Below are 26765 nucleotides of genomic sequence, written 5' to 3' on the forward strand. Positions count from 1 at the left end.
GGAGGGCTGACCAACCGGGCGATGCCCCGGCCCGTTCAGGCGGATTCCACGGGCCGGGGTATCGCATTTCGGAACCGGGTACGGGGTGGTTGGTGTCTGCGCCGGGGCGAGGGCGCTGACCGTGGTGAGCGCTGCCTCGCTCAACTGCGTACGTGGGCCAGGACCAGGCCGACGGGGATTGTCACCGCCAGGACCAGGAGCAGTGCGCTGTAGGCCCACAGCCGCGGCCGTGCCCTTCCGCCGCGTAGCGTCGACGCTGCCAAGACGACCACGCCGAAGAGCAGTAGGCCTCCGACATCGACGACGAAGGGGAGCTGTCGAAGTGTCCCGACGACCACGAGCGCGTTGCCGACGTTCCAGGCCACAAACTGCGTCGCCCACAGTCGAGTCGAGACCGGTCGCGGCGACAGCGATTCCTGCCATCTCCCCAGAGCCGCCTGAGCCACCCCGCACACCAGGACGAGATAGGCCGCAAGCCAGCTCCCTTTCTCAAGCTGCAGGGGGCTGGCGACCGCGGCGATCAGGCCTCCGGTAACGACGAAGGCAACACCCACGGCATAGAAGATCTTGCAGGGCTGAATCCGTGCCGAGGTGTCGATCCGCAACGACGCCGATCTTGCATCGACCATGAGGCGCGTCCTTCCGTGACGCCTCAGACTACTCCGGCCCTAGATCGTGATCTTGCTGGCGGGGGCCGGTGCGCAGACGGGTGCGGTCACCGCCCACCATCGTGAGGTGCGAGGCCTGACGGCGCCCTTGCCGACCCGGCGTCGGGCGTCAGGGTCCGGAGCCGCGGTCCTGGGTCAGCAGGCGCTCCATGCGGTCGAAGCGGGCGTGCAGGGCCCGCACCTCCTCGCTGACGTCCGCCTTCCCGTCCTGCCCCGCGTGTTCGAGGGCCTGTGCCACCTGGCGGGCGCGGTGCCCGGCGCTGCCCACGAACCAGGTGGCGAGGGAGGCGGTGACGACGCTGAACACCGAGATCCCGACGAGCATCACGACGCCCGCGATGACGCGTCCGGGCGCGGTGACCGGATAGAGGTCCCCGTATCCGACGGTGGTGGCGGTCTCCAGGGACCACCAGAGCGCCAGGGGGAACGAGGTGATGCTGGCCCGGGGCGCCGAATGCTCGTAGGGGACGATGATCCAGGAGCCGAGCAGCAACACCAGCACGAGCCCCAGCACCGCCCATACGGACGCCTTCACGTGCAGCCGCTGCCAACGCTCGCCGCCCAGCAGCTTGCGCAGGAGGAAGAGCGGCGAAAGCGGAGGCATGGTCCTGAAAGTAGCGGTGGACGTATCCACGGCACGGTAGGACACTCCGCTGGTGGCAGCGCCCCGGCGGAGTGTCCTACCGGCAGCCTCACGCCGTCAGCGGCCGGTGCCCTGACCCTTCTCCGTCCTGCCCGAGCACCGCGCTGCTTCGGGGGTCCGGTATCAGCGATTTTGCTGCCTTCGCCCCTTCTTGCATGTGATGGAAGGGTGAAGGTTCAGGGGTCGTACTGGGGTGGACGTGGATTTTGAGGTGAGCATGATGATTGTCGCCGCGCGTAGGAACGTCGCCGGCGGCTCGGCCGAATTCCTCCCACATGCGTCGGCCGATATCCCCCACTCGAAGGACCGCACCATGTCACTTCGCTCACGGGTGAGCCGCCGGGCTCGCCTCGCACTGGCGTCAGTCGCCGCCGGTGGCCTCGCAGTAGCGGGCATCGCGCTCGTCCCGTCTTCGGCGACCGCCACCACGACCACTTCAACATCCCGGGCCGCCGCGGTCCAGACGCAGGCCGACACCATCACCCCGGCCGAGATGCTGCGTCGGGCCGCCACCTGGCTCACCGCCAACAACGGCTCCCAGGTGCCGTACAGCCAGACCTCCGTCTGGTCGGACGGCTACCGGCAGGACTGCTCCGGCTACGTGTCGATGACGCTCGGCCTCTGGAAGTCCGGCCCGAACACGGTCGAGCTCGCGAGCAACCGCAGCCTGACCACCCCGATCTCCCTCGGGGACCTCAAGCCGGGCGACCTGCTGATCGACGCCGAGGGCTCCAACACCACGCGCCACGTGGTCATCTTCGAGAAGTGGACCGACTCCTCGCACACCGCCTACTCGGCCTTCGAGCAGCGCGGCGGCCACGGCACGGACCACCGGGTGCTCACCTACGGGCTCAACGCGGGCAGCGAGTACAAGCCGTACCGTCCGGTCAAGCTCTCCGGCGAGACCCCGCCCGACCCGCCGGCCGCGGACTGGCCGATGCTGACGGTGGGGTCGCAGGGCGCCAACGTCACCACCGCGCAGTACCTGCTCCGCGCCCAGGGGCAAAGCCTCGTGGTGGACGGCTCCTACGGCTCGGAGACGGCTGCTCGGGCCAAGGCCTTCCAATCCGCCAAGGGCCTCGTGGCCGATGGTGAGATCGGTCCCAAGACCTGGCCCCACCTGGTGGTCGAGGTGAAGAACGGCTCGCAGGGCGATGCGGTCCGAGCGCTCCAGACCCAACTGGTGTCCCACGGCTACAAAGTCACGGTGGACGGCTCGTTCGGCCCCGAGACCCAGAAGGCCGTCACCGACTTCCAGGGCAGCAAGAAGCTGGTCGTCGACGGCCTGGTCGGCCCGGTGACCTGGGAAGCCCTGCTCTGATCCACCACGGCCGGGTGGAACGGCCGGCACCCGCCGACCGTTCCCGAGCGGCCTGAGCGTTCGACGCCCGCTCCCGCCCCCTGAATCCGGGGCAGGAGCGGGCGTCCGCGTTTCCGGCCGGTCAGGGGCTGGAGACGGTGACCTTCTCGTCGTTGTTGAGCTGGTCGACCAGCTGCTTGATCTTCGGCTTGTCCAGCTGGAGGGAGCCCAGCGGCGCCGGACCGCCGGTCGGAAGGTTGATCTGCTCGCCCTCGCCGCCGGAGACGCCCTTCATGGCCCAGAACATCGAGGCGAGGTTCCACAGGCTCATGTCCTTGTCGACGGTGAGGGTGTCCAGCCCCGCACCCATCGCCGGATAGAGCTTGAAGGGGTTGAGGACGGTCGAGGGGGTGGCGGTCTGCGAGGCGAGCGCGGCCAGGAACTTCTGCTGGTTCTTGGTGCGCTCCAGGTCGCTCCCGGCCTCCTTGCGGTTCCGGACGAAGGCCAGCGCCTGCGCGCCGTCCAGGGTCTGCCGGCCCTTCTTGAAGTCGGCACCGGAGTCCCGGTCCTTGATATCGCGCGGGATGTCCATCTCCACCCCGCCGATCGCGTCCACGATCTTCGCGAAGCCGCCGAGGCCGATCTCGACGTAGTGGTCGATCTTCAGACCGGTGTTGTACTCGACGGTGCGCGTCAGCAGCCAGCCACCCTCCTTGACGTGCACGGAGTTGAGCTTCGCCTGCTGCTCCGGGATGCGCCGGCCGCTCTCGGTGCCGGTGAACTCGGGCACGGTGACCCAGGTGTCCCGCGGCAGGCTGACCATGGTGCTGCCGTTGCTGCCCACATGCAGAATGATCATGGAGTCGGTGAGCTGGCCCTCGGAGCTGCCGGTGTGCAGCCGCTGCTTCTCCTCCGCGGAGAGGCCCTTGCGGCTGTCCGAACCCACGATGAGGTAGTTGGTGCCCTTGCCCTCGGCCGGTCGGTTCTCCACCAGGCTGAGGTCCACCTGGCGGTCGAGCTTGGAGTCGGCCCAGAAGTACGTCCCGAGGGAGACGGCGAGCAGGACCACCACGAGTGAGAGAACCGTCACCTTGAACCGGCGGCCCCAGTTCGGCCGGGACGGGCCGTACGGGCCCTGGCCTCCGCCGCCGTAGACCTGGCCGGGGCCGTAGCCGTCGATGTCCTCGTAGCCCTGGGACTGCTGGCTGGGGATGCGGCCGTGCGGAGAGAACTCGGGAGGCAGCGGCGGCTCACCGGTCGGTCTGCCGCCGTAGCGGGGATCGCCGCCGCGCTGGACGTGCCGCATGGCGCGCGCCGACTCCGGCCGGGGAGCAGCGCTGCCGCGCCCGTAGCCGTCCCTGCTGTCCTCGGTCCACCCCTGGGGCCAATCACTCATACGAGAAAGTGTGCCTGGCGGATGCGTCCGGGTGACAGAGCGGGGGAAGGGGGAGAGGGGATCTGTAGCCGAGCTGATGCAGAGCGTCCCGCGGAGGACGGTGCCGAGCCGGTTGGTACCGCCGCATACAGTGGAGGACATGACCGACCAGCCCGAAACCCCGGATTCTGCGCTTCCGGGGAAGCCGACCGCCGCTTCCCGCACCACCCTGTCGCACATCATGACCGGGGCGGACACCAACCTGCTGGGCACCGTGCACGGCGGGGTGATCATGAAGCTGGTGGACGACGCGGCCGGTGCGGTCGCGGGCCGGCACTCGGGTGGACCGGCGGTCACCGCCTCGATGGACGAGATGGTCTTCCTGGAGCCGGTCCGGGTGGGCGACCTGGTCCACGTCAAGGCCCAGGTGAACTGGACCGGCCGGTCCTCCATGGAGGTGGGCGTGCGGGTCCTGGCGGAGCGGTGGAACGAGTCCACCCCCGCCACCCAGGTCGGTAGCGCGTATCTGGTCTTCGCGGCGGTGGACGAGAACGGCCGGCCCCGGCCGGTGCCGCCGGTGCTGCCCGAGACCGAGCGTGACCGGCGCCGCTACCAGGAGGCGCAGATCCGGCGTACCCACCGGCTCGCCCGGCGCCGGGCGATCAAGGAGCTCCGGGAGCAGCGGCAGGCGGACTGACCGCGTTCTGTCTTCCGGCCCCACGGTCGACGTTGTGCGCCCCGGCCGGTAGCTGCCGTCGCCGACCTACTCGAAACGCAGGTCGGCGATCGTTCCGAGGTCGAGGCCGTACCGGGCGTAGACCCTCGTGGTGTTGATCGACGTGAGGCGGTCGCGTTCGAAGCCGAGCATTTCGGCCGCGGCCCAGACCTGCGGCTCGTCGTGTACTCGGACGGCTACACAGGCAGCTATGGACCGGTCTGATCTCACCGGCGGCGACAGGGACTGGTTCAAGAGCAGCTACAGCAACGGCCAAGCGGAATGCGTCGAGATCCGAATCGGTGCGGATGCTGTGGCGATGCGCGACAGCAAGAACCCGGGTGGCCCGGTGCTGTCGTTCTCCTCGGAGGGATGGCAGGAGTTCGTGGCCAGCGCGGCAGCAGGCGCTTTCGACCAGATGTAGTCACACAGCGCAAAACGATGCCCCTCGTCCGGCATATTGTGCCGGACGAGGGGCGTCGTTGTTCACTGGGCAGTCACGTTCGGTTTCGTCCTGCCGCACGCATCGAGACCGTGCTCAGCGACGTCGAGTCGCTGGCCTGTCCGCCCTCTGCGCTGCACCCAGACGCCAGGCCATAAGGAGTATCCGGGAGCGGCGGGGCCTGCTGGAGGACTGACGGAGCGACGATTCCGCAAGGAGCGGCCGGACGACGGCGGGAGGGGGTGGGGCCGGAGTGGGTGGGGGTGCCGGGACGCTGCCGTGTATTTGCGGGGCTCTCCAACCGAGAGGCTGCCCACCGGCCCGCACGGCCCCGTAAATAGACGGTCGCGGCACCCCCACCCGCGGAGGACCCGCCCCCGCACCATCCGCCCGGCAACCCACCAACAGCACCCGGGCCCGAACCCTCAGCAGCCGACCTCCTCGCCGTTCAACGCCCGCCCGTCCTCCTGCGAAGGATCGTCCAAGCGCACCTTGCGCACCGTGTGGTGGGCCGTCCCGAGGGTGACCGTGGCGACCGGACCGTGCCCCCGGACCGCCTTGAGCTCAGCCCCCGGCAGCGCCGCGCCCAGCGTCCGCGCGGAGCGGTCCCACTCCGGGTCGTAGGTCACCTGGGTGCGTTCCACACCGGTCCGGTCGGCGTCCCTCGGGTCGCCGGTCGTGGCGAAGCCCGTTGCGCGCAGGGCCTCCTCCACATCGCGGGCGAGCCCGTTCCGCGTGGTGCCGTTCTCGACCTGGACCCGGACCTCCCGGGGGGCCACGTCGACGAGTACGGGCGCGTTCCGCTTCTTCCCCGCCCCGCCGGACTCCTCGGAGAGCGGCCGGTCCTCCCGGAGCGCCTCGAAGAGTTCGGTCGCGCGCTTCTCGTTCCACCGCACGGTCGAGCCGACACCGGGCACCGGATACGAGGGGTCCTTGACCGGTACCGAGGCGAACTCCGAGGAGGAGGGGGAGAGCCCCTTCATGGCCCGGCCGAGTTCGAGCAGTTCCCGGCTGTCCAGGCCCTCGTCGGCGCGGACCGAGTCCAGCAGGGCGGAGGCGACCGCGTTGAACTTCACCGGGTTCACCAGGGCCCCGCTGTCGCTGACCTGGCGCAGCAGCGCGGCGAGGAAGCGCTGCTGGCGCTGCATCCGGCCGAGGTCGGCGGCGCCGTCGACATGCCGGGAGCGGACGTACTGCAGGGCCTGTCCGCCGTCCAGCCTGCTGGTGCCGGCCGGCAGGTCCAGCCCGGTGTGGTCGTCCTTGAGCGGGCGGACGGTGCAGATCTCCACCCCGCCGAGGACGTCCACGGTCCGCATGAAGCTGGTGAAGTCGACCTCCAGGTAGTGGTCGATGTGCACACCGGTCAGCTGCTCCACGGCACGCACGGTGAGGCCGGGGCCGCCGACCGCGTAGGCGGCGTTGAGCTTGGCCGGTCGCGCGGGGGTGTCCCGGCCGGTCTCCGGGGCGCGCTGCGCGGGGAGCTCGACGTAGGAGTCCCGGGGGATGCTGACGATCCTGGTGTGCTCCCGGTCCGCCGACACGTGGACGAGGACGATGGTGTCCGTGCAGTGGCACGGTTCGCCGCCGAGGCGGTACTTCTCGCGCTCCCGGGCGGTGATCTGGTCCCGGCCGTCGGTCCCGACCACCAGGAAGTTCAGGGCGTCGCCGGTGGCCCGGGCGGGGCGGTGGTGGAGTCCGACGAAGGGGTCGAGGCGGCGGATGCCGGTGTCGAGCCGGCCCACCACGGCGTGCCCCACCCCGGATGCGGCCAGCACCAGCACCGCGGCGCCGCCGGCCAGCCGCAGGCCCCAGCGGCGGGGGCGTCGGGGACGCCCGCGGCGGTGGGGCCGCTTTCGGGACCGGGAACCCAGGGGGCGGTGCGGTGCGGGCATGGAAGAGGCTCCTCCGCGGTGGCCGGGCCAGGGACCGAACCGACCATAAAGCCATATGATCAGCTCTCCGCCACCCCACGCCGCCGCGCGAATCCCGGCCACCCGGGCGCGTGCCGCCCCCGTCCTCCGTTCGCGGTACCGTGAGACGCGATGAACGCATCCCCTGAACAGTCACCGCCGGCTGTCTCCGTGATCATGCCGGTGCTCAACGAGGAACGGCATCTGCGGAACTCCGTCCGGCACATCCTGGAGCAGGAGTACGCCGGCGAGCTGGAGGTGGTGATCGCCCTCGGTCCGTCCAGCGACCGGACGGACGAGATCGCCGCGGAGCTCGTGGCGGAGGACCCGCGGGTGCACACGGTGCCGAACCCCACCGGGCGCACCCCGGCCGCTCTCAACGCGGCGATCAGGGCCTCCAGGCATCCGGTCGTGGTGCGGGTGGACGGGCACGGCATGCTCTCCCCGAACTACATCGCCACCGCCGTCCGGCTCCTGGAGGAGACCGGTGCGCAGAACGTCGGCGGCATCATGCACGCCGAGGGCGAGAACGACTGGGAGCGGGCCGTCGCGGCCGCCATGACCTCCCGCATCGGTGTCGGGAACGCGGCGTTCCACACCGGCGGCGAGGCTGCCCCGGCCGACACGGTCTATCTCGGCGTCTTCCGGCGTGAAGTGCTCGAACAGCAGGGCGGTTACAACGAGGAGTTCATCCGAGCCCAGGACTGGGAGCTGAACTTCCGTATCCGCGAGGCCGGTGGCCTGATCTGGTTCTCACCGGAGCTCCGGGTCTCCTACCGCCCGCGGCCCAGCGTGCGGACGCTGGCCAGGCAGTACAAGGAGTACGGGCGGTGGCGCCATGTCGTCGCCCGTTACCACCGCGGTTCGATCAACCCCCGCTACCTCGCCCCGCCGACCGCGCTGCTGGCCATCGCGGCGGGACTGGTCGTCGGTGCCACGCTCACCCCTTGGGCCTTCGTGGTGCCGGCCGGCTACCTGGCGGGCATCGTGGCGGGTTCGCTGGCGGCTGGTCGCGGCTTGCCGGTCGGCGCGCGGCTCCGGATCCCGGTCGCGTTGGCGACCATGCACATGTCGTGGGGCTGGGGCTTCCTGACCAGCCCCCGAGCGCTGGCCCGCAAGGTGAGCGCCAGCCGCCGCCCGGCCGTGGTCCAGCCGGGCTGAGCCGACCGGGCCGGACCTGCGCCTCCGGCATCAGGTCTTCCGCACCGCGGGGGCCGGTCCACGACGGAGTGAGTTCCCTCCGGCCGTGGACCGGCCCCCGCGGTGCGTGGCGGCGGCCCGACTCGGCCGCCGGGCCGCCGCTCACCAGGTGTGCAGCGGATTCACCGTCATGCACGCGCCCTTGTCGTCGCCGTTCAGCGCGTCCGCGCTGTCCGGAGCCTTCTGGTCCCCCTCGTCAGCGGAGCGCTGGTAGGTCGTACCGCTGCGCCAGTCGGCGCCGACGACCAGCGTGATCTGCTCGGTGGAGGCCGACTGGCGCACCGCGCTCGGCGGCAGGCCCAGCTCCCGGGCCACCGCCTCGGCGTTCCCGCGCTGCTCGGGGCTCGGATACGAGACGGAGCTCTCGGCCTGCGACTGCGGCGCGGAGTCGACGGTGGTCCGGGCGAAGCCGAGTTGGGTGAGCTGGTCGGCGACGACCGAGGCCCGACCCGTCACCGGCGGCTGGAGATCGCTGCCGGTGCCGTTCCGCACGCTGACCGGGATCTGGTCCTTCGGGTCCGCCGGAGCGCTCGGCGACCGCTCCTCGCCGGCCCCGGACTTCTTCGCGTCCTTGCCGTCCAGGGCGGTGTCACCACGCACCAGGGAGAAGATCTTCTCGGCGTCCCCCGGCTTGGGGACGACATGGGCAGGGTCCTGCGGGTCCTGCGTCCAGGGCATGGTGACCATGGTGATCCGCTCGGTCGGCACCTGCTTGAGGTCCTCGCCCAGGTCGTAGAGCTTCTTCACGGTGCCCAGCCCCTCGTCCACCGTGAGCGCCTTGGTCGCCGCCTCGGCGAGCTTCCGCAGCTTGCCGGGGTCGGTGAGCTTGGTACCGGCCTTGAGCTGGCGCACCATCGAGCTCATGTACATGCGCTGGGCCTTGGTGCGCCCTATGTCGCTGCCGTCCTCGAAGCCGTGCCGGGTACGCAGCCACTGCAGCGCCTGCTCGCCCTTGACCAGCGAGTCGCCCTTGCGTAGCCGCAGGCCGGACTTGGAGTCGTAGACGTTGGCGTCGACGCAGACCGGAACGCCGCCCACCGCGTCGGCCATGTTCACCACACCGGCGAAGTCGATCATCATGAAGTGGTCGATCGGGATGCCGGTGAGCTGCTCCCAGGTGGCCACCGTGCAGCCCGGGCCGCCGTTCTGGAGGCTGGCGTTGATGGTGCCGTCGTACTCCGCGTAGACCCGCCCGTCGTCGCCGTCGGTGCACTTGGGGATGGTCACCCGGGTGTCCCGGGGGATGCTGATCACCGACATGTTCTCCCGGTCGGCCGACACGTGCATCAGCATCTGCACATCGGCCAGCGGTTTGCGGTCGCGGTCCGCTCGGGCGCCGCCCAGCCGGATGTTCTCCTCGCTGTTCCTGCTGTCGGAGCCGAGCAGCAGGATGTTCAGCGGCGTCCGGCCCTTGTGGTCCGGGGCACCGTGTTCCAGCTTGTGGTCGCCGAGGTTGAGCGAGTCGCTGACGATGTTCCCGTTGAGGTGCCGGTAGTACAGGTAGCCGGCCGCGGGGAGCAGGAGTATCAGCACCGCGAGGGTTACGGCGAACCAGCGCAGCACCCTGCGCCCGCGCCGTCCACGGCCGGACGCCCCGGCGGGCTCGGCGCTGGATCGCTCCTCGTCCCCCGAGCGGTCCGGCGGCGGGCCGTCGCCCGGTTCCTGGTAGAGGCTGTCGTCCCAGCCCAGGTCACGGGCGTTGGGGACGCGCCGCCGCGCTCCCCGGTGGTGAGTGCTGCTCTGCCGCATCGAAGTCCCCCGTCATTCCGGTCGAGCGTCGGGACCGACGGACGGCCGGGTCACTTGACGCACTGCTTCTTGTCATCCGCCTCGATCCTCGAAATCTCCTTCGGAGCCTTGCTGGGCGCCGCGATCGGGGTGCCCGCGCCCTTGAAGTCGGCGCCGAGAGTGAGCGTCATCGGCGTCTTCGGATCCGCGTCCTCTGTGCTCTGCTTCAGCGCCGAGGCGGGCAGCCCCATCAGGTCGGCGAGTTGGCGGGCCTGGTCGGCCTGGTTGGGCGCGAACTCCAGAACGGACTTCTTCAGCTTCTCCCCGGTGGCGTTGCCGCCGTTGGTGGAGAGCGGTACCCCCTGGGTGTTCTGCAGCCAGTCGACGGTGTCCTGTGCGGCGCCGAAGGGGCCGCCGCCGTTGAGGACGTCCACCCTGACCTCCGCGGGCGGGGCCTTGGGGCCTTCGAGCAGGGCTTTCTGCTCGTCCTTCGCCGCCTTCTCCTTCTTCTTCACCTCGGTGAGGGAGACGTCCTCCCTGACCATCGCCAACAGCGGGTCGGCCACGGATTCGTTCACCGAGACCGTCGCGCCGTCGGTGTTGTCCACTACCGGCAGGGTGGTGAAGGTCACGTTCTTCAGATCGACCTGGCCGATGTCCCGGGCCATGTCGGCCAGCTTCTTGGGGGAGCCGATCCCGGTGTCCACGGTGAGCGCCTTGGTGGCGGCGCTGCTCAGCTTCCACAGCTTGCTCGGGCTGGTGAGTATCTTGTCCGACTTCACCTTGCGGAGCATCGAGCTGAGGAACTGCTGCTGGAGCTTGATCCGGTCCAGGTCGCTCTCGAAGCCGACGCTGTGCCTGGTCCGTACGAAGGCCAGCGCGTCCTCGCCCTCCACCAGTGACACACCCGCCGGCAGGTCCAGTTTCGACTTGGGGTCCTTTATCGGCCTGGTGAGGCAGACCTCGACGCCGCCGACGGCGGTGGACAGCGTCTTGACCGCGTTGAAGTCGGCCATGAGGAAATGGCTGATCTCCAGGCCGGTCAGCTTCTCCACGGTCTGCCAGGTGCAGCCCGGGTCGCGGTCGGATTGGCCGAGGCTGGTGTTGAAGCGGGCCTGCTGGCTGCCGGGAATGGTCTTCTCTTCACCGTTCTCCAGCTTTACGGTGCATTCCGGGATATCCGTTATCACATCACGCGGAATGCTTATCGCGGTCGCGTTCGTCCGGTCCGCGGAGACGTGGTAGAGGATCGTGGTGTCGGCGTGCCCGACGCTGCCGTTGTCGCCGTAGCCCTGGTTGCCCTTGCCCGTCCGGGCGTCGGTGCCGATGACCAGGATGTTCACCGGTCCGTCGGTGACCGCGGCGTTCTCCTCGCCGACGTCGACCTTGGTGATGTTGCCGTTCAGTTCCTGGTAGACGATGTAGGCGGCCGCCGAGCCCCCGACGAGTACGAAGGCGGTGGCGCCGGCCACCCAGTACAGCGCCTTCTTCTTCCCCGACTTCTTCGGCTTCTGCCTGCGGCGGCCGCCCGAGGCCGCCGGGGCCGCGGACCGTTTTCCGGCTCGGCGGCTGCGCTGCCGGGGGACGTCGGGGCGATCGCCGTCCGGAGGTTCTTCGGGAGCGGCGGAGCGTTTGGGGGGCGGTGTGGAGGCGGTGCGCTGGGCGGGGGGAGTCGGTCGCTCTCCGGTCGGCTCCAGTCGCAATTGGTAATCGCCGGTATTCGGATCGAACACCCACTGGTCTGCGGGGTCGATTTCCTCGTCCCGCCCCGGGCCTTGCGCGTCCACGGTTGTCTGAATCCTCCGTCGGTGCCACGCGGCGCCTACCCCAAAGGCGCTCGGTCATCCTCACACAGTGCGCGCACCCCCGGTCAGGAGCGCGGAAGCGCTCACACTATCCGGCTGGTTCTTCTGTGAGCGACGCCGGTGGCGCCGTCGTATCCCTACAACTGGGCAATCTGCCCATTCCTTTCGTTTTCTTGGTCACCCCTTTTGAAAATCTTCATCCGCACACGCCGTCGCCCGCCGTTCCGCCGCCCTCTGCCGAAGGGGCGTCGGGCGCACCGCTCGGCCCGCCGCCGGGGGTGGTCCGCGGCAGCGGCGGCTCCTCGAGTTCGACGCGCAGCGACTGCGGATGGTTCACCGAGGCCTCGACCGCCGCCACCGGGCGGTCCTGGCGCAGGCTCTCGAAGAGCTCGGTGGCCTCGGGCTGGACCAGCTCGTCGCGGTTGGCGTCGAGGGCGTACGGCTGCCGGGGTGCGGTGAGGAAGCGTATGCGCTCCGGCGGTATGTCCGCCATGCCCCGCACCAACTGGTAGAGGTCCTGGAGCGAGGCCAGCTGCTCGTCGGTGGTGAGGGAGGAGGTGACGGCCTCCAGCAGCGAGTAGAGGCGGGCCGGGTTCCGCAGTGTTCCGCTGCTGTGCGCGCCTTCCGCCAGTGCGCCGAGGAACTCCTGCTGGCGGCCCATCCGCTCGGTGTCGCTGCCGTTGCCGAGGCTGTACCGGGCCCGCACGTACCCCAGCGCCTGCTCGCCGTCGAGCCGCTGGCGACCCGCCGGGAGGTCCAGGTGGGCCGCCGTGTCGTGGATCGGATCGGGCAGGCAGAGCTCCACCCCGCCGAGCACGTCGACGACCTGTTTGAACCCGGTGAAGTCGACCACCACGTGGTGGTCGACGCGGATGCCGGTCAGGTTCTCCACCGTGCGGATGGTGCAGGCCGGGCCGCCGATCTCGAAGGCCCAGTTGAACTGGGCGAACCGGGCGCCCCGCGCGGTTCCGTCCGGGCCCCGGCAGTCTGGGATGTCCACCATGAGGTCACGGGGGATGCTGACCGCGGTGGCGCTCTTCCGGTCGGCGGCCAGATGGAGCAGGATCGTCGTGTCCGAGCGCTGGGTGCCGCTGTCCCGCCCGTACCCGCCGTTCTCTCCGCCGCGGTCGTCGGAACCCATCAGCAGGATGTTCTCGGCCTCCCGGGCGACCGCGACGGGCTGGGGGCGTTCGTCCTCGTGCCGCGCCAGCTCGTCGGCCGTGGCGGTGTCGACCGTGATGTTCCGGTCCAGTCGCTGGTACAGCACCCAGCCCGCCCCGCCCCCGGCCAGCAGCGTGATCGAGGTGCCCAGCGCGACCCAGCGCGGCCAGCGCCGGCTTCGCCGCCGTGCTCCGCCGTCCGCCGGGTCCGTGGTCCGTTCGACGGCCGGGGCGGGTATGCCGGAGCTGCTGTCGGTCACCTGTGGGTCCATTCCTCGCCGCGTCGGCCGGCCGCTCGGCGTCCGCCCCCGGAGCGTCGGGGGCACCGGCGTCGCAAACCGCTACCTACCGACTAGACCCGTGGCCCGCCCGCAGGGTTGTAGGGAGACGACCCCCACGCCCGGCGCCGACTGCCCCGCACTCGCCCCATCTGGGACTCCGTCGTCAGGGACGGAGCCGACGCTCCGTCACCCGATGGCGAGTCGCCCCTACGGAGCCACCCGACGGGGAGTCAGTCGATCGGCCGAGCTCGTCAGCCGGCGGTCGCGGTGATCCGTTCGCTGTCCCGCCGCTGCTCGAGGGCGTCCGGTGCGAGTCGGTCGAGGTGCCGGCAGAGCACCACGGAGCCGCCGGCGGCCAGCGGCGCCAGCAGCCCGGCGGAGAGCCCGCTCCACCCGTCGTACGGCAGTCCGGAGAGCAGTCGGGAGCCCGGGGCGAGGCCCAGCGCCGAGGCGTCCTCCCGCGCCCGTGCCACCACCTGGGAGCCAGTCAGCTCCCGGGCGCCGCCGAAGGCGAGTGCTCCGGCCTCCGGGTCCACCGGGGTGTAAGGGGTGAAGTGGTCGCCCTGTCCGGGCACCTCGACCGCGTAGTCGAGGAAGCCCTCGGGCGCCTGCGGGAAGCGCGCCCCCATGGGCCGCAGGCTGAGCGCCACCCGTTCCCCCGGGCAGCTCCGCGCCTCGACCAGGGTGTCCGGTCCGCTGACCACGAGATCCGCGGCGGCCGGGTCGCCGGCGACGTCGACCACCACTCCGGTGGAGAAGCCGGCGAGCAGCCAGACGGCGGTCTGCCAGTGTGCCGGCAGGAGCAGTGCGAGACGGTCGCCGGGCTCGGCGCCGAGGTCGTCCTGGAGCAGGTTGGCGGTCTTCGCCACCCAGTTGGCGAAGGTGGCCACGGAGAGTTCGACGCGCTCCCCCGAGGAGTCGTCATAGAAGGTCACCAGCGGACGACCGGGGTCTCCGGTGAGAGCGGTCCGCAGCAGGTCGGCGGGGGTGCGTTCGGTGGCGTTCATCTCCGCAAGGGTACGCGCCGCCCCGGTTCGGCCGGACGGCCCGGCCTGCCCCGAACGGTCGACAGGTCATCAGATCCCCGTTAGACAGATTGAAATACCCGTGTCCAGTATTTCTCTTATGCGTGCATTTCTTACTCTCTCCGTCGCCGTGGCCGGCTCGGCCGCACTCGTCCTGCCCGCCTCCTCCGCCGCCACCGCGGCCCCACCAGCACCCGCCGCCTCCCCGGCCGGGGCCACCCGATCGCTGCCACTGGGCCCGCTGGAGCAGTCGGCCGACCGCGCCGGCGCCGCCGTCCGCGGGCTCCCCGCCCGCCAGGTACAGCCGTTCTCCCTGCTGGGTGTGGTCTGGAAGGACCCGGACACGGAGTTCCACGGCAAGGTGCAGGTGCGCACCCGGTCGGCCGCCACCGGCGAGTGGTCCGGATGGCGGGAACTCACCTCCCACAGCGACGACCGCCCGGACTCCGAGTCCGCCGAGCAGCGCGACGGCCGGACCCGGGGCGGCACCGCGCCGCTGTGGGTGGGCCGCTCGGACGGCGTGGAGGTGCGGGCGGTACCCGAGACCTCGGCGCACCGCACGGCCGCCGCGGCCCTCCCGAGCGGCCTGCGGCTCCAGTTGGTCGACCCCGGCGAGACGACCGGCACGACCCCCGAGGCCGCCGCCGCGTCCGCGGTCAACGCCCGGCTGGCACCGCTGGGCGCCACTGAGATCGAACCGCTGGACAGGCAGGCGACCGAGGCGATGTCGCGGCGCGACATCAAGGCCGCGGCGAAGTCGCACATCGGACCCCGGCCCGGCATCGTCACCCGGTCCGGCTGGGGAGCCGACGAGCGGCTCCGCGAGCGGGAGTTCCTGTACACCAGGACCGTGCGGGCGGCGTTCGTCCACCACTCGGCGACCGGCAACGACTACGCCTGCAAGGAAGCTCCAGAGGTGCTCCGCAGCATCTACCGCTACCACGTGCAGAGCCTGGGCTGGCGCGACTTCGGCTACAACTTCGCCATCGACAAGTGCGGGACCATCTACGAGGGCCGTGCCGGAGGGGTGATCGAGCCGGTGATGGGGGCGCACACCGCCGGGTTCAACGACGACACCATGGGCATCGCCGTCCTGGGCACCTTCACCAGCAGCGAGCCGACCAAGGCGGCGGTCGAGGCGGTCTCCAAGCTCACCGCCTGGAAGCTCGGCCTGTTCGGGGCCAATCCCAGCGGTGACGTGAACCTGGTCTCCGGCGGCGGGAACAAGTTCCCGAAGGGCACCTCGGTGAAGATGAAGGTGATCTCGGGCCACCGGGACGGGTTCGCCACCGAGTGCCCGGGTGCCCGCCTCTACAGCAAGCTCGGGGAGATCCGGAAGCTCGCGTCCAAGCTCCAGGGCCGCTGAGGGAGGCCGGGGCCCGGCCACCGGATCCGGCGGCCAGTGCACTGCATACACTGGCCGCCGATCTTCCTCCGGCCCCGGCGCGGAGGACGCCCGACCCTGGCAGGAAGCAGAGAGCGACAAGTGACTGAAGCGATCCTCCTGGTCGGGGGTGAGGGCACTCGGCTGCGACCGCTGACCGTGTACACGCCCAAGCCCATGGTCCCCGCCGCGGGCGTCCCCTTCCTCTGCCACCAACTGGGACGCGCCCGCGCTGCCGGCGTCGAGCGGATCGTGCTCGCCACCTCCTACCTCGCGGAGGTCTTCGAGCCGTATCTGGGTGACGGGTCGGCCCTCGGCCTGCAACTGGAGTACGTCACCGAGAAGGAGCCGCTCGGCACCGGCGGCGCGATCCGGAACGCCGCGGCACGGCTGAGGTCGGCACCGGACGAACCCGTCCTCGTCTTCAACGGCGACATCCTCACCGGTCTGGACATCCGTGCCCTGCTAGCCGGTCACGAAGCCTCCGGCGCCGACGTCTCCCTCCACCTCAGCCGGGTCGACGACCCCCGCGCCTACGGGCTGGTGCCCACCGACGCTGACGGCCGGGTCACCGCGTTCCTGGAGAAACCGCAGACGCCGCAGGAGATCGTCACCGACCAGATCAACGCCGGCGCCTACGTCTTCACCCGCTCCGTCATCGACGCCATCCCCGCGGGCCGCCCCGTCTCGGTGGAGCGCGAGACCTTCCCCGGCCTGCTGGCCGCCGGCGCCCATCTGCACGGCATGGTCGACTCCACCTACTGGCTCGACCTCGGCACCCCGGAGGCCTTCGTCCGCGGCTCGGCCGACCTGGTCCTGGGCCGGGCGCCCTCGCCGGCCGTACCCGGCCGCTGCGGTGAACGGCTGCTGCTCCCCGGAGCACGGGTCGCCGAGGACGCCAAGCTGAGCGGCGGCACCGTCATCGGGGCCGGCGCCAGCGTCGGCCCGGGAGCCCGCGTCGAGGGCAGCGCCGTGCTGGACGGCGCGGTGGTGGCCGCGGGGGCGCGGATCCGGGACTCGATCATCGGCGAGGGAGCCGGTGTCGGCGAACGGACCACCGTGGAGGGCTCGGTCATCGGGGACGGGGCGCAGGTGGGCGCCGACAACGAGCTGCGGCACGGCGCCCGGGTATGGTGCGGTGCGCGGATCCCCGCCGGAGCGGTGCGCTTCTCCTCCGACCGTTGAGGAGAGCCCCCGAAGGAGCGGGAGGACGATCCGCCGTATCGCACGGGGCCCGGGCCGGAAGCGCCCGGTGAGTTCAGGGAGAGTCGTTCGCCGTCGTGAGAGCCGCCCCGTGACCCAGCACACCGCCGCCGCGGCGCGCGTCCGCCGCTGGACGCCGCCCTGGCCGCTCGATCTCGGGCTGACCCTCCGCCCGCTGCGCCGCGGCCCCGGAGACCCGGCGTTCCGGGTCACGGCCGACGGCTCGGTCTGGCGGGCCAGCCGAACCCCCGAGGGGCCCGGGACCCTGCGCGTGGCCTCCGGCGCCGGACAGGTCGTGGCCGAAGCCTGGGGGCCGGGCGCGGAATGGCTGCTGGAGCGGCTTCCGGCTCTGCTGGGCGCCGACGACGACCCCGCCGCCTTCACCCCGCGCCACCGGCTGCTCCACGAGGCGCACCGCCGCCATCCCGGCCTGCGGCTCACCCGTACCGGGCTGGTGCTGGAGTCGCTGATCCCGTCGGTCCTGGAGCAGAAGGTGACCAGCGACGAGGCCTACCGGTCCTGGCGCCGACTGCTGCAACGGCACGGTGAACCGGCCCCCGGACCGGAGCCGATGCGGGTCATGCCGACGGCCCGCGGCTGGGCCGTGATCCCCTCCTGGGAATGGCACCGGGCCGGCGTCGACAGCAAGCGCTCGCAGACCATCGTGCGCGCCGCGCAGGTCGCCCGCCGCCTGGAGGAGGCCACCGGGATGGAACTGGCGGAGGCCTCCCGGCGGCTCCGCCTGATCCCGGGGATCGGCCCCTGGACCGCCGCCGAGGTGCTGCAACGCAGCAACGGAGCCGCCGACGCGGTGACCGTCGGCGACCTCCACCTGCCGCGCATCGTCGGCTACGCCCTCACCGGGCTCCGCGGTGCCGACGATGCCCGGATGCTCGAACTGCTCAGCCCCTACGAGGGCCAGCGCCACCGGGCCTGCCGGCTGATCATGCTGTCCGGCCGGATCCCGCCGCGGCGCGCACCCCGCTTCGCGCCGAAGGACATCAGCACCATCTGAGGGCTGTCCCGCGAACCCGACGCCGTGCGCCCAGGGGGCGCGCCACCGCCCGCCCACCCGGGCGGTGGGAGCCGCCCGGCGCTCAGCGCACCTCGACGAAGGCCTCGGCGGTCCGTGCCGGGCGCGGCCGGGGCGGAGCGGCGGGGTACCCGACCGCGACCGCGCCCATCGGGTCCCAGTCGGCGGGCAGTTCGAGCACCTCCCGCACGACTTCCCGGCAGAACATCGTCGAGGACACCCACGCCGAGGCGAGCCCCTCCCCGGCCAGGCCCACCAGGAGGTTCTGCACCCCGGCCCCGGCGGCGACCACGAACATCTCCCGTTCCGCGGCGGCCCGCCGCGCGTCGGGATATCGGTGCGCGCCGTCGGCGACCAGACACGGCACCACGAGGTAGGGGGCCTTCCGCAGCACATCGCCCCGGCGGATCCGGCGGGCGATCCGCTCCTCGGAGAAACCGTCACCGCGCAGATCGGCGACCCAGGCGTCCCGCATGGCGTCCAGCAGTCGCAGCCTGGCCCCCTCCGACTCCAGCAGCACGAACCGCCAGGGGGCGGTGTGGTGCGGGGCGGGGGCCGTCACGGCCAGGGCCACCGCGCGCCGCACCGCGTCGCCGTCCACCGGTTGCTCGGTGAACTCCCGTACCGTGCGGCGGAGCGTCACCGCCTCCCGCACCGCCTCAGAGGTACCCAACCGGAACATGTCGTCCACCGCGGAGCGCACCAGAGCCCGGGCGCCGGAGTCGTCCCCGTCCGCGCCGGCGGTGCGATCCGCCGCCGGGTCGACGACCCGCGGCAGACCGCGCAACACGGCGACCGGGAGCCCGTCGGTCTTGCCCTTCACGAGGTCGCCGGCGGCGGCGAGTTCGTCGGCGGTGGCGACCACCGTGGCGCTGAGCGGGTTGCCGTGCGGGTCGCTGCCGCCGCGCAGGTCGTCGAGGACCCGCACACCGGAGGCGCCGACGGCCACATCGGTGAGGCCGTTGCGCCAGGGCCGGCCGAAGGTGTCGGTGACGACGACGCCGACCTCCACCCCGAGCAGTTCCCGCAGCCGGAGCCGGAGCGCCCGCGCGGAGGCGTCCGGGTCCTCGGGCAACAACAGCACGGTGCCCGGTTCGGTGTTGGAGGCGTCGACCCCAGCGGCGGCCATCACGAAGCCGTGCCGGGTCTCGACGATCCGGGTCGGCCCGCGGCGGGCCACCACCCGGACGGTCTCGGCGTCTATGGCCGCCTCCCGGTCGGTGGCCCGCAGGAGTCGGCCCTCCGCCTTGCTGACGATCTTCGAGGTCACCAGCAGCACGTCGCCCTGGGCCAGGCCCGGTGCGCCGGCGGCGCCGGCGGCCCCCGCGATCAGCTTGGCGAGGTCGTCGCCGGGACGGACCTCCGGGATGCCCGGCAGCGCCCACACGGTGTACGAGGGCGCGGTGTCCGAGGGCGCGGTGTCCGAGGGTGCCGTGTCCGAGGTCGCGGCGGCTTCGGCGTTCATACGCGCACCTCCTCGGCGAGGGCGAGCGCCGCGGCGGCCATCCGCTCGGTCGCGTCGACGTCGCGCATCATCAGCGGCACCGCCTGGCAGCGGATTCCCGCCGCCTCGACCTCCGGGACCGCGTCGACGTCGACCGTGTCGACCAGCCAGCCGTCCAGCAGACCGGAGCCGTAGTGCCGGGCGACGGCGGCGGCGGTGGCCTCCACGCCGACGGCCGCGAGCACCTTGTCGGCCATGCCGCGCACCGGTGCCCCGCCGACGATGGGGGAGAGGCCGACAACCGGTACGCCGGCGTCCGCGATCGCCTCCCTGATGCCCGGGACGGCGAGGATGGTGCCGATGCTGACCACCGGGTTGGAGGGCGGGAAGAGCACCACATCGGCCCCCGAGATGGCCTCCAGTACCCCGGGAGCCGGTTTGGCCTGGTCGGCGCCGACCGGCACCACGGCGTGCGCGGGCACCGAGGCGCGTAGCCGTACCCAGTACTCCTGGAAGTGCACCGCCCTGCGCCGGGGCGCACCATCCGACGCCGCCGGGCCGCCGGAGCCGTCCGGCTCTGCCGCCGGGCCGTCCTGGTCTTCCGGGGCACTGATGAGCACATGGGTCTCGACCCGGTCGTCGGTCATGGGCAGCAGCCGCACGCCGGGCTGCCAGCGGGCGCAGAGCGCCTCGGTGACGGCGCTCAGTGGATAGCCGGCGGCCATCATCTGGGTGCGGACGATGTGCGTGGCGAAGTCCCGGTCACCGAGCCCGAACCACTCGGGGCCGACGCCGTAGGCCTTCAACTCCTCCCGCACGGTGAAGGACTCGTCGGCCCGGCCCCAACCCTGCTCCTCGTGGATCCCGCCGCCCAGGGTGTACATCACGGTGTCCAGGTCGGGGCAGACCTTGAGCCCGAAGAGATGGATGTCGTCGCCGGTGTTGCCGATCACGGTGATGTCGGCGTCCGGGGCGGCCGCTCGTAGGCCGCGGAGGAAACGGGCGCCGCCGATACCGCCGGCCAGAACCACAATGCGCATGGGGCCAGTCTGTCAGCCCGGTGCTGCCGGCCGGGCGGGCCGTGGGCCGAACCACCCCCGGGCGTGCCGCTCCGGCACGTCCTGACCGGCCGGCTGGCGGGCCGTCAGCCCCGTGCGGTCTTCACTTTGCGAACGGATGGGTGCTTTGGAGTGAAGGTTTCACTCCATCCGGTCATGGGGCGTGGTGAAAGGTTTGTGCCGCGCGCCGGGCGGACAGGTGGCGCAGCAGTCCGGCGGTGAGTGGCTGTTGCGCTTCTGTGATCTGGTCGTGATCAGCCATCCGGCGGTGTGCGGACTCAGGTGGTTCGAGTCGCGGGCGCGTCCCTCCCTCTGCGAGCCGCATCATCGGTTGATGGAGTTGTTGTGTCATGGTTTCTGGCGATATCAACACTTTCCGTCTGGGCTTGGTTCCGCAGAGTGAATAAGGGGCCTAATAGCAGATCTCGGCTTGACTGGCCCGGATCGGCGCACTTGTAATTTCACTCGTGTCGTTCGGCCGCCATCGGTAACGACGAGATCACGGGGACGCGAAGACAGACGAGGGGCGTACATGACCGAGCTGTTCCAGCAACTGCTGGTCGAGGAGGCGGACGAGGAGCTCGGGTGGCAGGAGCGGGCGCTGTGCGCGCAGACCGATCCCGAGTCGTTCTTCCCCGAGAAGGGCGGTTCCACCCGAGAGGCGAAGAAGGTCTGCCTCGCCTGCGAAGTGCGCTCCGAGTGCCTCGAGTACGCCCTCGCCAACGACGAGCGGTTCGGTATCTGGGGCGGTCTGTCCGAGCGTGAGCGGCGGAGGTTGAAGAAGGCCGCGGTCTGACGGCTCGGTGCGCTCGTTGTCGCGCGCCGGGTCGTAGGGGGCGCCGGCTGGCCGGGGAGGCCGGGAGCCGGGTTCCCGGAGCGCCGGACTGGCCCGCGGCGGACGTGGCCGGCAAGAGGTCGCCGCGGAGCCGATAGTGTGGGAGCCCGTCCGAGACGTGCCGCCGCCCCCGCGGGGCGTGCGCGTCCACCGCAGTCCAGTGAACCGGGGCCCGCACCTCGATGTCCGTGCACAGTCACGCGGCTGCCCAGTACAACGCAGCCACTCCTGAATTCCCACGGCACGTCGTCACCGCCGTGCTGGTCTCCCACGACGGCGCCCGCTGGCTGCCCGAGGCGATCTCCGGCCTGCTGGCCCAGGAACGCCCGGTCCAGAACGTGATCGCCGCCGACACCGGCAGCGCCGACGACTCCGCCGCCCTGCTGGCCGAGGCCTTCGGGCCGGACCGGGTGCTCCACCTCGCCCGCCGCTCCAGCTTCGGCACGGCTGTCGACGAGGCGGTCCAGAACACCGAGGTGCTGACGCCGGATCAGCTGCCCTACCTGAAGCGGCCCAGTGGCTGGGACCCCGCCACCCGCACGTGGCGGGACGACATATACGACTTGCCGGAGCTGCCGCACGGCGAACCCGTCCAGTGGCTCTGGCTGCTCCACGACGACTGCGCACCCGAACCCGACGCGCTCACCGAGCTGCTCCGGGTGGCCGACTCCAGCCCCTCGACCGGGATCGTCGGACCCAAACTGCGCGGCTGGTACGACCGCAGGCAACTCCTCGAAGCCGGCGTCACCATCGCCCACAGCGGCCGTCGCTGGACCGGCCTCGACCGCCGCGAACAGGACCAGGGCCAACACGACCAGGTACGCCCGGTGCTCTCGGTCTCCAGCGCCGGCATGCTGATCCGGCGGGACGTGTGGGAGGAGCTCGGCGGCTTCGACCGACGGCTGCCGCTCATGCGTGACGACGTCGACCTGTGCTGGCGGGCGCAGTCCGCCGGACACCAGGTGCTCATCGCCCCCGGCGCGGTCTTCCGGCACGCCGAGGCGGCCGCCCGCGAACGCCGGCCGATCGACTGCGCCGGCCGTTTCGCGGCCAGCCCGCACCGCGTCGACAAGGCCGGTGCGGTCTACACCATGCTGGTCAACACCCGCGGACCGGTGGCGCTGTACGTGCTCCTGCGGCTCGTCCTGGGAACCCTGCTGCGCACCCTCGCCTACCTCGTGGGCAAGGTGCCCGGTCAGGCCCTGGACGAAGTGTCCGGACTCTTCGGGGTGCTGCTGCGGCCCGGCAGGATCCTGGCCGCCCGCCGCCGACGGGGCCGACCGGTGACGGAGGCGAGCGAGCTGCGGCCGCTCTTCCCGCCCCCCGGCGCCACCGTGCGGGCCACCCTGGAACAGGTGGTGGGCAACTTCAGCGGGCGCTCCGAGCCCGAACTGGCCTCCAGCGGACGCCACGGCGCGGTCGAGTCCGGTCCCGGCGTCGACGACGACTTCCCGGAGGTCGAGCAGTTCGCCCGGCTGAAGCGGGTGGCGCGCAACCCCGGCCCGGTGCTCTTCCTGGTGCTGCTGGTGGTCTCGGTGGTCGCCTGCCGGGGGCTGTTCGGCTCCGGCGCGCTGGCCGGGGGCGCCCTGCTGCCCGCGCCCGAAGGGCTCGGCGAGCTGTGGTCGAGCTACACCTCGGCGTGGCAGCCGGTGGGCGTGGGAGGCACCGACCCGACGCCCCCGTACCTGGCCGCCGTCGCGACGCTGGCCAGTGCGCTACTCGGCAGCACCGGGCTGGCAGCCACCCTGCTGCTCGTCTGCTCCGTGCCGCTGGCCGGCTTCACCGCCTACTTCGCCGCCCGCCCGCTGGTCGACTCACGGCTGCTCAGGGCCTGGGCGAGCGTCGCCTACGCATTCCTGCCGGCCGTCACCGGGGCGCTGGCCGGCGGCCGGCTCGGCACGGCGGTGCTGGCCATCCTGCTGCCGCTGCTGGCCCGTGCCGGTGTCGCCGCGAGCGGCCTCTCCCTGGCGGAGAGCGGCGCTCGGTCAAGCTGGCGCGCGGTGTGGGCCTTCACCCTGCTGGTGACCTTCAGCACGGCCTTCACCCCGATCGTCTGGCCGATGGCGGTACTGCTCGGTCTGGCCGTGACCGGCATCCACCTCCGGCGCGGCGCTGGACTGGCGGGGTATCTGCCGCGGCTGGCCGCGGTGGTCCTGACGCCCATGCTCGTCCTCGCCCCCTGGTCGCTCTCGCTGCTCGGTTCGCCGGGCGCCTTCCTCCGCGAGGTCGGAGTGGAGTTCGGGGTCGGCAGCGCCTCCGCCCTCGACCTGCTCACCCTCAGCCCCGGCGGCCCCAAGACCACCGGGGGGCTGCTGTTCGTCGGCCTGCTGGCCGCCGCGCTGGCGGCCCTGCTGCGCGAGGAGCGGCAGCAGACCGTCCGCGCCGCCTGGGCGGTGGCGCTCGTCGGACTGCTGTTCGCGGCGGTCTCCAACGGTTCCGCCTGGGCGGGCCCGGCCACCCTCGTCTACGGTCTCGCCCTGCTCACCGCCGCGGCGGTCGGCGCGGAGAACGTGCGGGAGCGGGTCACCGCCCAGGACTTCGGCTGGCGGCAGCCCGTCGCCGGCCTCATCGCCCTCGCCGCCGCCGTGGCCCCGGTGGTGGCAGCCGCCGGCTGGATGGTGCGCGGTGCGGACGGGCCGATCTCCCGACGGGACCCGGTCCAGGTACCGGCCTTCGTCGCGGAGGAGAGCGGCACCCGCGACCAGCCGCGCACCCTGGTGCTCGGCGGCGACTCGATGGACGAGATCGCCTACATGCTGGTCCGCGGCTCGGGGGCGCGGCTCGGCGACGCCGACGTGGCCGCCGCCGCCCACGGCGGCAACCGGCTCGACGGCGTGGTGGCCAACCTGGTCGCCGGCTCCGGGGCCGACCAGAGCCGCCAACTCGGTGGTTTCGCGGTGCGCTACGTCCTCCTCCGGGAGGACGCCCCGCGGGAGATGGGCAGGGTGCTGGACAGCACCCCGGGGCTGACCCGGCTCAGCCAGGAGGACGGCAGCGCGCTGTGGCGACTGGACCGGCGCGTCTCGCGGGTGACCGTCGTCCCGCCCGAGGAGAAGAGCGGTACGACCGAGGAGCCGGTGGCGGTAGCCGCCGGCCCGGTGGAGGTGCACACCGAGGTGCCGGATGGACCCGAGGGCAGGGTGCTGCGCCTCGCGGACCAGGCCGACCCCGGCTGGCAGGCCACCCTGGACGGGAAACCGCTGACCGCCACCACGGTCGACGGCTGGGCGCAGGGCTTCGCCCTTCCCGCGGGCGGCGGACGGCTCGACGTGACGTACCAGGCGCCGTTCACGCACACCCTCTGGCTCTGGGGCCAGGGGCTGCTCGCCCTGGTGGTGCTGGTGCTGGCCCTGCCCGGCAGGCGCCGGGAGGTCGACGACGATCTGCCGGAGGCGGTCGCCGCGGTGCCCGCCCAGCCGGTGGAGGGCGAAGGGCGGCGTGCCCGCCGGTTGCGCGCCGCTGCGGAGGCCGAGGCCGCCCGGAACGACGGCGCGGGTGAGGCGGCCCACCCCGCCGAAGCGCCGGCGGACGGGGCCGTCGGTCCGGAAGCGCCGGTCGCCCAGGAGGCGTCGGAGGCGCATGTCGGCCCCGCCGAGGAGGTCCCGGGCGCGCCGGGCCCGGCCGAGCAGCAGCAGTTCCCCGCCGAGGGCTATCCGGGCGGCTACCAGCAGCCCCACCAGGACTGGACCGGCGCACAGCCCTACGACACCGGCTACCAGCAGCCCTACCAGCCTTACCAGGAGGTCGGCGGGCAGCCGTACCAGGACGGCCAGTACCCGGTCCAGGAGGGCGGCTACCACTCCGACCCGTACGGGGCCGGCGGGTACGGCGGCGGGCAGTACGCCGATCCCTACTACGGAGGACTGCCCTACGACCCCTACGCCGAGGGCGGCTACCCCGCCCAGCCGGGCGACAGCACGTACGGGACCGGCGGCGAGCCCGGGACCCGCCGCGACGGGAGCGACCAGTGAACCGCACCACCATGTCCCTGATCGGCGCCGTGGCGGCGCTGGCCGCCGTCACCGGTGCGGCCTCGGTGTTCGGCACTCCGGACGACGACGGGAAGAGCGGCCCGGCCGCCGCCGAGCGGCTGCCCGTCCAGCGGTCCTCGCTGCTGTGCCCGGTGCCCTCCGATTCGGAGCTGGCCGAGACGGTTTACACCTCCTTCACCCCCGCGGGGTCGGCCGGCGCGCAGGGCAGCGACCGCGCGGAACTGCTGCCGGCCGAGAACCACTCGGCCGACCGTGCCGAAGGGGACGAGGGCGAGAAGGCCGGCAAGGGGAAGAAGGCCAAGAAGCCCAAGGGCGAGGCCAAGCCCGTCGCTCCGCTGAAGAAGACCGGCCAGCCCGTGGTGGCGAGCGCGAGCAACTCCGACGCCCCGGCCCTCATCGGCAGCGCGGACGGGGCGTTCGCCCCCGGTTGGACGGTCCAGCAGACCACGGTGATATCGGCCGGCCCCAACCGCGGCGTACTGGGCGTGTCCTGTTCCGCGGCCGACACCGACTTCTGGTTCCCGGGGGTGAGCACCGCCGAAGGCCGACAGGACTACGTCCAGCTCACCAACCCCGACGACAACGCCGCCGTGGTCGACCTCGAACTCCACGACAAGGAAGGGCGGGTCACCGCGCCGACCGGCGAGGGCATCACCGTGCCGCCGGGCTCGTCGGTCTCCGTGCTGCTCTCCACGCTGACCGCCAAGCCGACCACCAACATCACCGTGCACGCCGTCGCCCGCGCCGGCCGGGTGGGGGCCTCGGTGCAGGCCTCGGACGACAAGCTCGGCGGCGACTGGCTGCCGGCCGCGGGAGAGCCCGCAGGCAGTGCCGTCCTGCCCGGCATCCCGGCCGACGCCACCTCCGTGCGGCTCGTCGCCATGGCCACCGGTGACCGGGACGCCGACCTGCGACTCCAACTCGCAGGGCGGACCGGCAAGCTCACCCCGGCGGGCCACGAGACCCTGCATCTGAAGCGGGGCATGACGGCGGCGGTCGACCTGGCCGACGTCACCAAGGGGGAGGCCGGCTCGCTGCTGTTGAGCCCGTCCGACGAGGGCCGGCCGGCGCCTTTCGTCGCCGCGCTGCGGGTCACCCGGGGTGAGGGCGCCAGTCAGGAGATGGCGTTCATCCCGGCTACCTCGGCGATCGAGCGGCACGCCAGCGTCGCCGACAACCGGGCCAAGGGCACCAGCCTCTCCCTGGTGGCGCCGGAGAAGACCGCGAAGGTGAAGGTCGTCAGCTCGGCCGGGTCGAAGGGCGGCGAGCCAACGGAGAAGACCTACACCGTGAAGGCCGGTACCACGCTCGAGGTTCAGCCCTCACCCCCGACCGAGGGCAAGGGCGCCTACGCGCTGAGTGTGGAGCGGGTCTCCGGCGGTCCCGTGTACGCGGCGCGGATGCTGGAACTCCCCGAAGGCGGCATTCCGATGTTCACCGTCCAGACCCTCCCGGACGACCGCGGAAGCGTCGTGGTGCCCGGAACGAGGCAGGACCTGTCGTTGCTGACCAGCTGACCGGTCGGGCTCTGCGCGCCCAGGCCCTTCCACGTCAGGGCCGGAGG

At 72.1% G+C, this 26765-nt stretch carries 21 protein-coding genes; 10 read left to right on the forward strand and 11 right to left on the reverse strand.

Annotation, left to right across the window (positions count from 1 at the left end; genetic code table 11):
- Positions 1-140: 140 nt before the first annotated feature.
- Together BGP73_RS18345 and BGP73_RS18350 are read right to left on the reverse strand one after the other, a co-directional pair.
- The gene (locus BGP73_RS18345) at positions 141-629 is read right to left on the reverse strand and encodes a hypothetical protein (RefSeq protein WP_069816246.1); all 489 of its coding nucleotides are present in this window, start codon (positions 627-629) and stop codon (positions 141-143) included.
- A 148-nt stretch (positions 630-777) separates the two neighbouring features.
- Positions 778-1272 carry a potassium channel family protein gene (locus tag BGP73_RS18350; RefSeq protein WP_069816249.1) on the reverse strand — a complete coding sequence of 165 codons (495 nt, stop codon included), beginning with the start codon at positions 1270-1272 and terminating at the stop codon, positions 778-780.
- Positions 1273-1624: 352 nt separating this feature from the next.
- Here BGP73_RS18350 and BGP73_RS18355 point away from each other — a divergent pair, with 352 nt between their 5' ends.
- Positions 1625-2632 carry a C40 family peptidase gene (locus BGP73_RS18355; RefSeq protein ID WP_069816251.1) on the forward strand — a complete coding sequence of 336 codons (1008 nt, stop codon included), beginning with the start codon at positions 1625-1627 and terminating at the stop codon, positions 2630-2632.
- 121 nt (positions 2633-2753) lie between these two features.
- Here BGP73_RS18355 and BGP73_RS18360 read toward each other — a convergent pair whose 3' ends face one another.
- The gene (locus tag BGP73_RS18360; protein ID WP_079127645.1) at positions 2754-4007 is read right to left on the reverse strand and encodes an LCP family protein; all 1254 of its coding nucleotides are present in this window, start codon (positions 4005-4007) and stop codon (positions 2754-2756) included.
- A 139-nt stretch (positions 4008-4146) separates the two neighbouring features.
- Between BGP73_RS18360 and BGP73_RS18365 the strand changes: the two genes are divergently transcribed.
- On the forward strand, positions 4147-4683 hold the full coding sequence (locus BGP73_RS18365; RefSeq protein WP_069816350.1) for an acyl-CoA thioesterase: 537 nt from the start codon (positions 4147-4149) through the stop codon (positions 4681-4683).
- 66 nt (positions 4684-4749) lie between these two features.
- Here BGP73_RS18365 and BGP73_RS22285 read toward each other — a convergent pair whose 3' ends face one another.
- Positions 4750-4932, reverse strand: coding sequence for a hypothetical protein (locus BGP73_RS22285; protein WP_374701164.1), 183 nt, complete (start codon positions 4930-4932; stop codon positions 4750-4752).
- Here BGP73_RS22285 and BGP73_RS18370 point away from each other — a divergent pair.
- Positions 4913-5125, forward strand: a complete 213-nt coding sequence (locus BGP73_RS18370; RefSeq protein ID WP_069816253.1) for a DUF397 domain-containing protein — start codon at positions 4913-4915, stop codon at positions 5123-5125. The two genes, BGP73_RS22285 and BGP73_RS18370, sit on opposite strands and share 20 nt — an antisense overlap.
- 443 nt (positions 5126-5568) lie before the next feature.
- Here the strand turns inward: BGP73_RS18370 and BGP73_RS18375 are convergent, their stop codons facing one another.
- Positions 5569-7035, reverse strand: coding sequence for an LCP family protein (locus BGP73_RS18375; protein WP_069816254.1), 1467 nt, complete (start codon positions 7033-7035; stop codon positions 5569-5571).
- Between the two features lie 150 nt (positions 7036-7185).
- On the opposite strand from BGP73_RS18375, the gene BGP73_RS18380 reads away from it, so the two are divergent.
- Positions 7186-8214, forward strand: a complete 1029-nt coding sequence (locus tag BGP73_RS18380) for a glycosyltransferase family 2 protein (protein ID WP_069816256.1) — start codon at positions 7186-7188, stop codon at positions 8212-8214.
- A gap of 141 nt (positions 8215-8355) precedes the next feature.
- Here BGP73_RS18380 and BGP73_RS18385 read toward each other — a convergent pair whose 3' ends face one another.
- The 4 genes from BGP73_RS18385 to BGP73_RS18400 all read right to left on the reverse strand — a co-directional run bounded on the left by BGP73_RS18385 (position 8356) and on the right by BGP73_RS18400 (position 14234).
- Positions 8356-10002, reverse strand: coding sequence for an LCP family protein (locus BGP73_RS18385; RefSeq protein WP_069816258.1), 1647 nt, complete (start codon positions 10000-10002; stop codon positions 8356-8358).
- Between the two features lie 50 nt (positions 10003-10052).
- Entirely contained in the window at positions 10053-11768 is a 1716-nt protein-coding gene (locus BGP73_RS18390) for an LCP family protein (protein WP_069816260.1), read from the reverse strand.
- 214 nt (positions 11769-11982) lie between these two features.
- On the reverse strand, positions 11983-13206 hold the full coding sequence (locus tag BGP73_RS18395; RefSeq protein ID WP_069816262.1) for an LCP family protein: 1224 nt from the start codon (positions 13204-13206) through the stop codon (positions 11983-11985).
- A 272-nt stretch (positions 13207-13478) separates the two neighbouring features.
- A complete protein-coding gene (locus tag BGP73_RS18400; protein ID WP_069816264.1) occupies positions 13479-14234 on the reverse strand; it encodes a TIGR03089 family protein in 756 nt (251 codons plus the stop codon).
- Between the two features lie 118 nt (positions 14235-14352).
- On the opposite strand from BGP73_RS18400, the gene BGP73_RS18405 reads away from it, so the two are divergent.
- From BGP73_RS18405 to BGP73_RS18415, 3 genes are all read left to right on the forward strand, one after another.
- Positions 14353-15618 carry a peptidoglycan recognition protein family protein gene (locus BGP73_RS18405; RefSeq protein ID WP_069816266.1) on the forward strand — a complete coding sequence of 422 codons (1266 nt, stop codon included), beginning with the start codon at positions 14353-14355 and terminating at the stop codon, positions 15616-15618.
- 120 nt (positions 15619-15738) lie between these two features.
- Positions 15739-16821, forward strand: a complete 1083-nt coding sequence (locus tag BGP73_RS18410; protein ID WP_069816268.1) for a sugar phosphate nucleotidyltransferase — start codon at positions 15739-15741, stop codon at positions 16819-16821.
- A 109-nt stretch (positions 16822-16930) separates the two neighbouring features.
- Positions 16931-17854 carry a DNA-3-methyladenine glycosylase family protein gene (locus BGP73_RS18415; protein ID WP_069816270.1) on the forward strand — a complete coding sequence of 308 codons (924 nt, stop codon included), beginning with the start codon at positions 16931-16933 and terminating at the stop codon, positions 17852-17854.
- Positions 17855-17936: 82 nt separating this feature from the next.
- Here the strand turns inward: BGP73_RS18415 and BGP73_RS18420 are convergent, their stop codons facing one another.
- Both BGP73_RS18420 and BGP73_RS18425 read right to left on the reverse strand, forming a co-directional pair.
- Positions 17937-19337 carry a coenzyme F420-0:L-glutamate ligase gene (locus tag BGP73_RS18420; RefSeq protein ID WP_069816272.1) on the reverse strand — a complete coding sequence of 467 codons (1401 nt, stop codon included), beginning with the start codon at positions 19335-19337 and terminating at the stop codon, positions 17937-17939.
- On the reverse strand, positions 19334-20356 hold the full coding sequence (locus BGP73_RS18425) for a 2-phospho-L-lactate transferase (protein ID WP_069816275.1): 1023 nt from the start codon (positions 20354-20356) through the stop codon (positions 19334-19336). The genes BGP73_RS18420 and BGP73_RS18425 overlap by 4 nt, the downstream gene beginning before the upstream one ends.
- A gap of 550 nt (positions 20357-20906) precedes the next feature.
- On the opposite strand from BGP73_RS18425, the gene BGP73_RS18430 reads away from it, so the two are divergent.
- From BGP73_RS18430 to BGP73_RS18440, 3 genes are all read left to right on the forward strand, one after another.
- Complete coding sequence (locus tag BGP73_RS18430; protein WP_004952403.1) at positions 20907-21170, forward strand: WhiB family transcriptional regulator; 264 nt, start codon at positions 20907-20909, stop codon at positions 21168-21170.
- A gap of 221 nt (positions 21171-21391) precedes the next feature.
- Positions 21392-25180, forward strand: a complete 3789-nt coding sequence (locus BGP73_RS18435) for a glycosyltransferase (RefSeq protein WP_069816276.1) — start codon at positions 21392-21394, stop codon at positions 25178-25180.
- A complete protein-coding gene (locus BGP73_RS18440) occupies positions 25177-26718 on the forward strand; it encodes a DUF5719 family protein (RefSeq protein WP_069816277.1) in 1542 nt (513 codons plus the stop codon). Before BGP73_RS18435 ends, BGP73_RS18440 begins: the two co-directional genes overlap by 4 nt.
- Positions 26719-26765 lie beyond the last annotated feature (47 nt).

This window comes from Streptomyces sp. TP-A0874 (assembly GCF_001748085.1).
GTDB lineage: Bacteria > Actinomycetota > Actinomycetes > Streptomycetales > Streptomycetaceae > Streptomyces.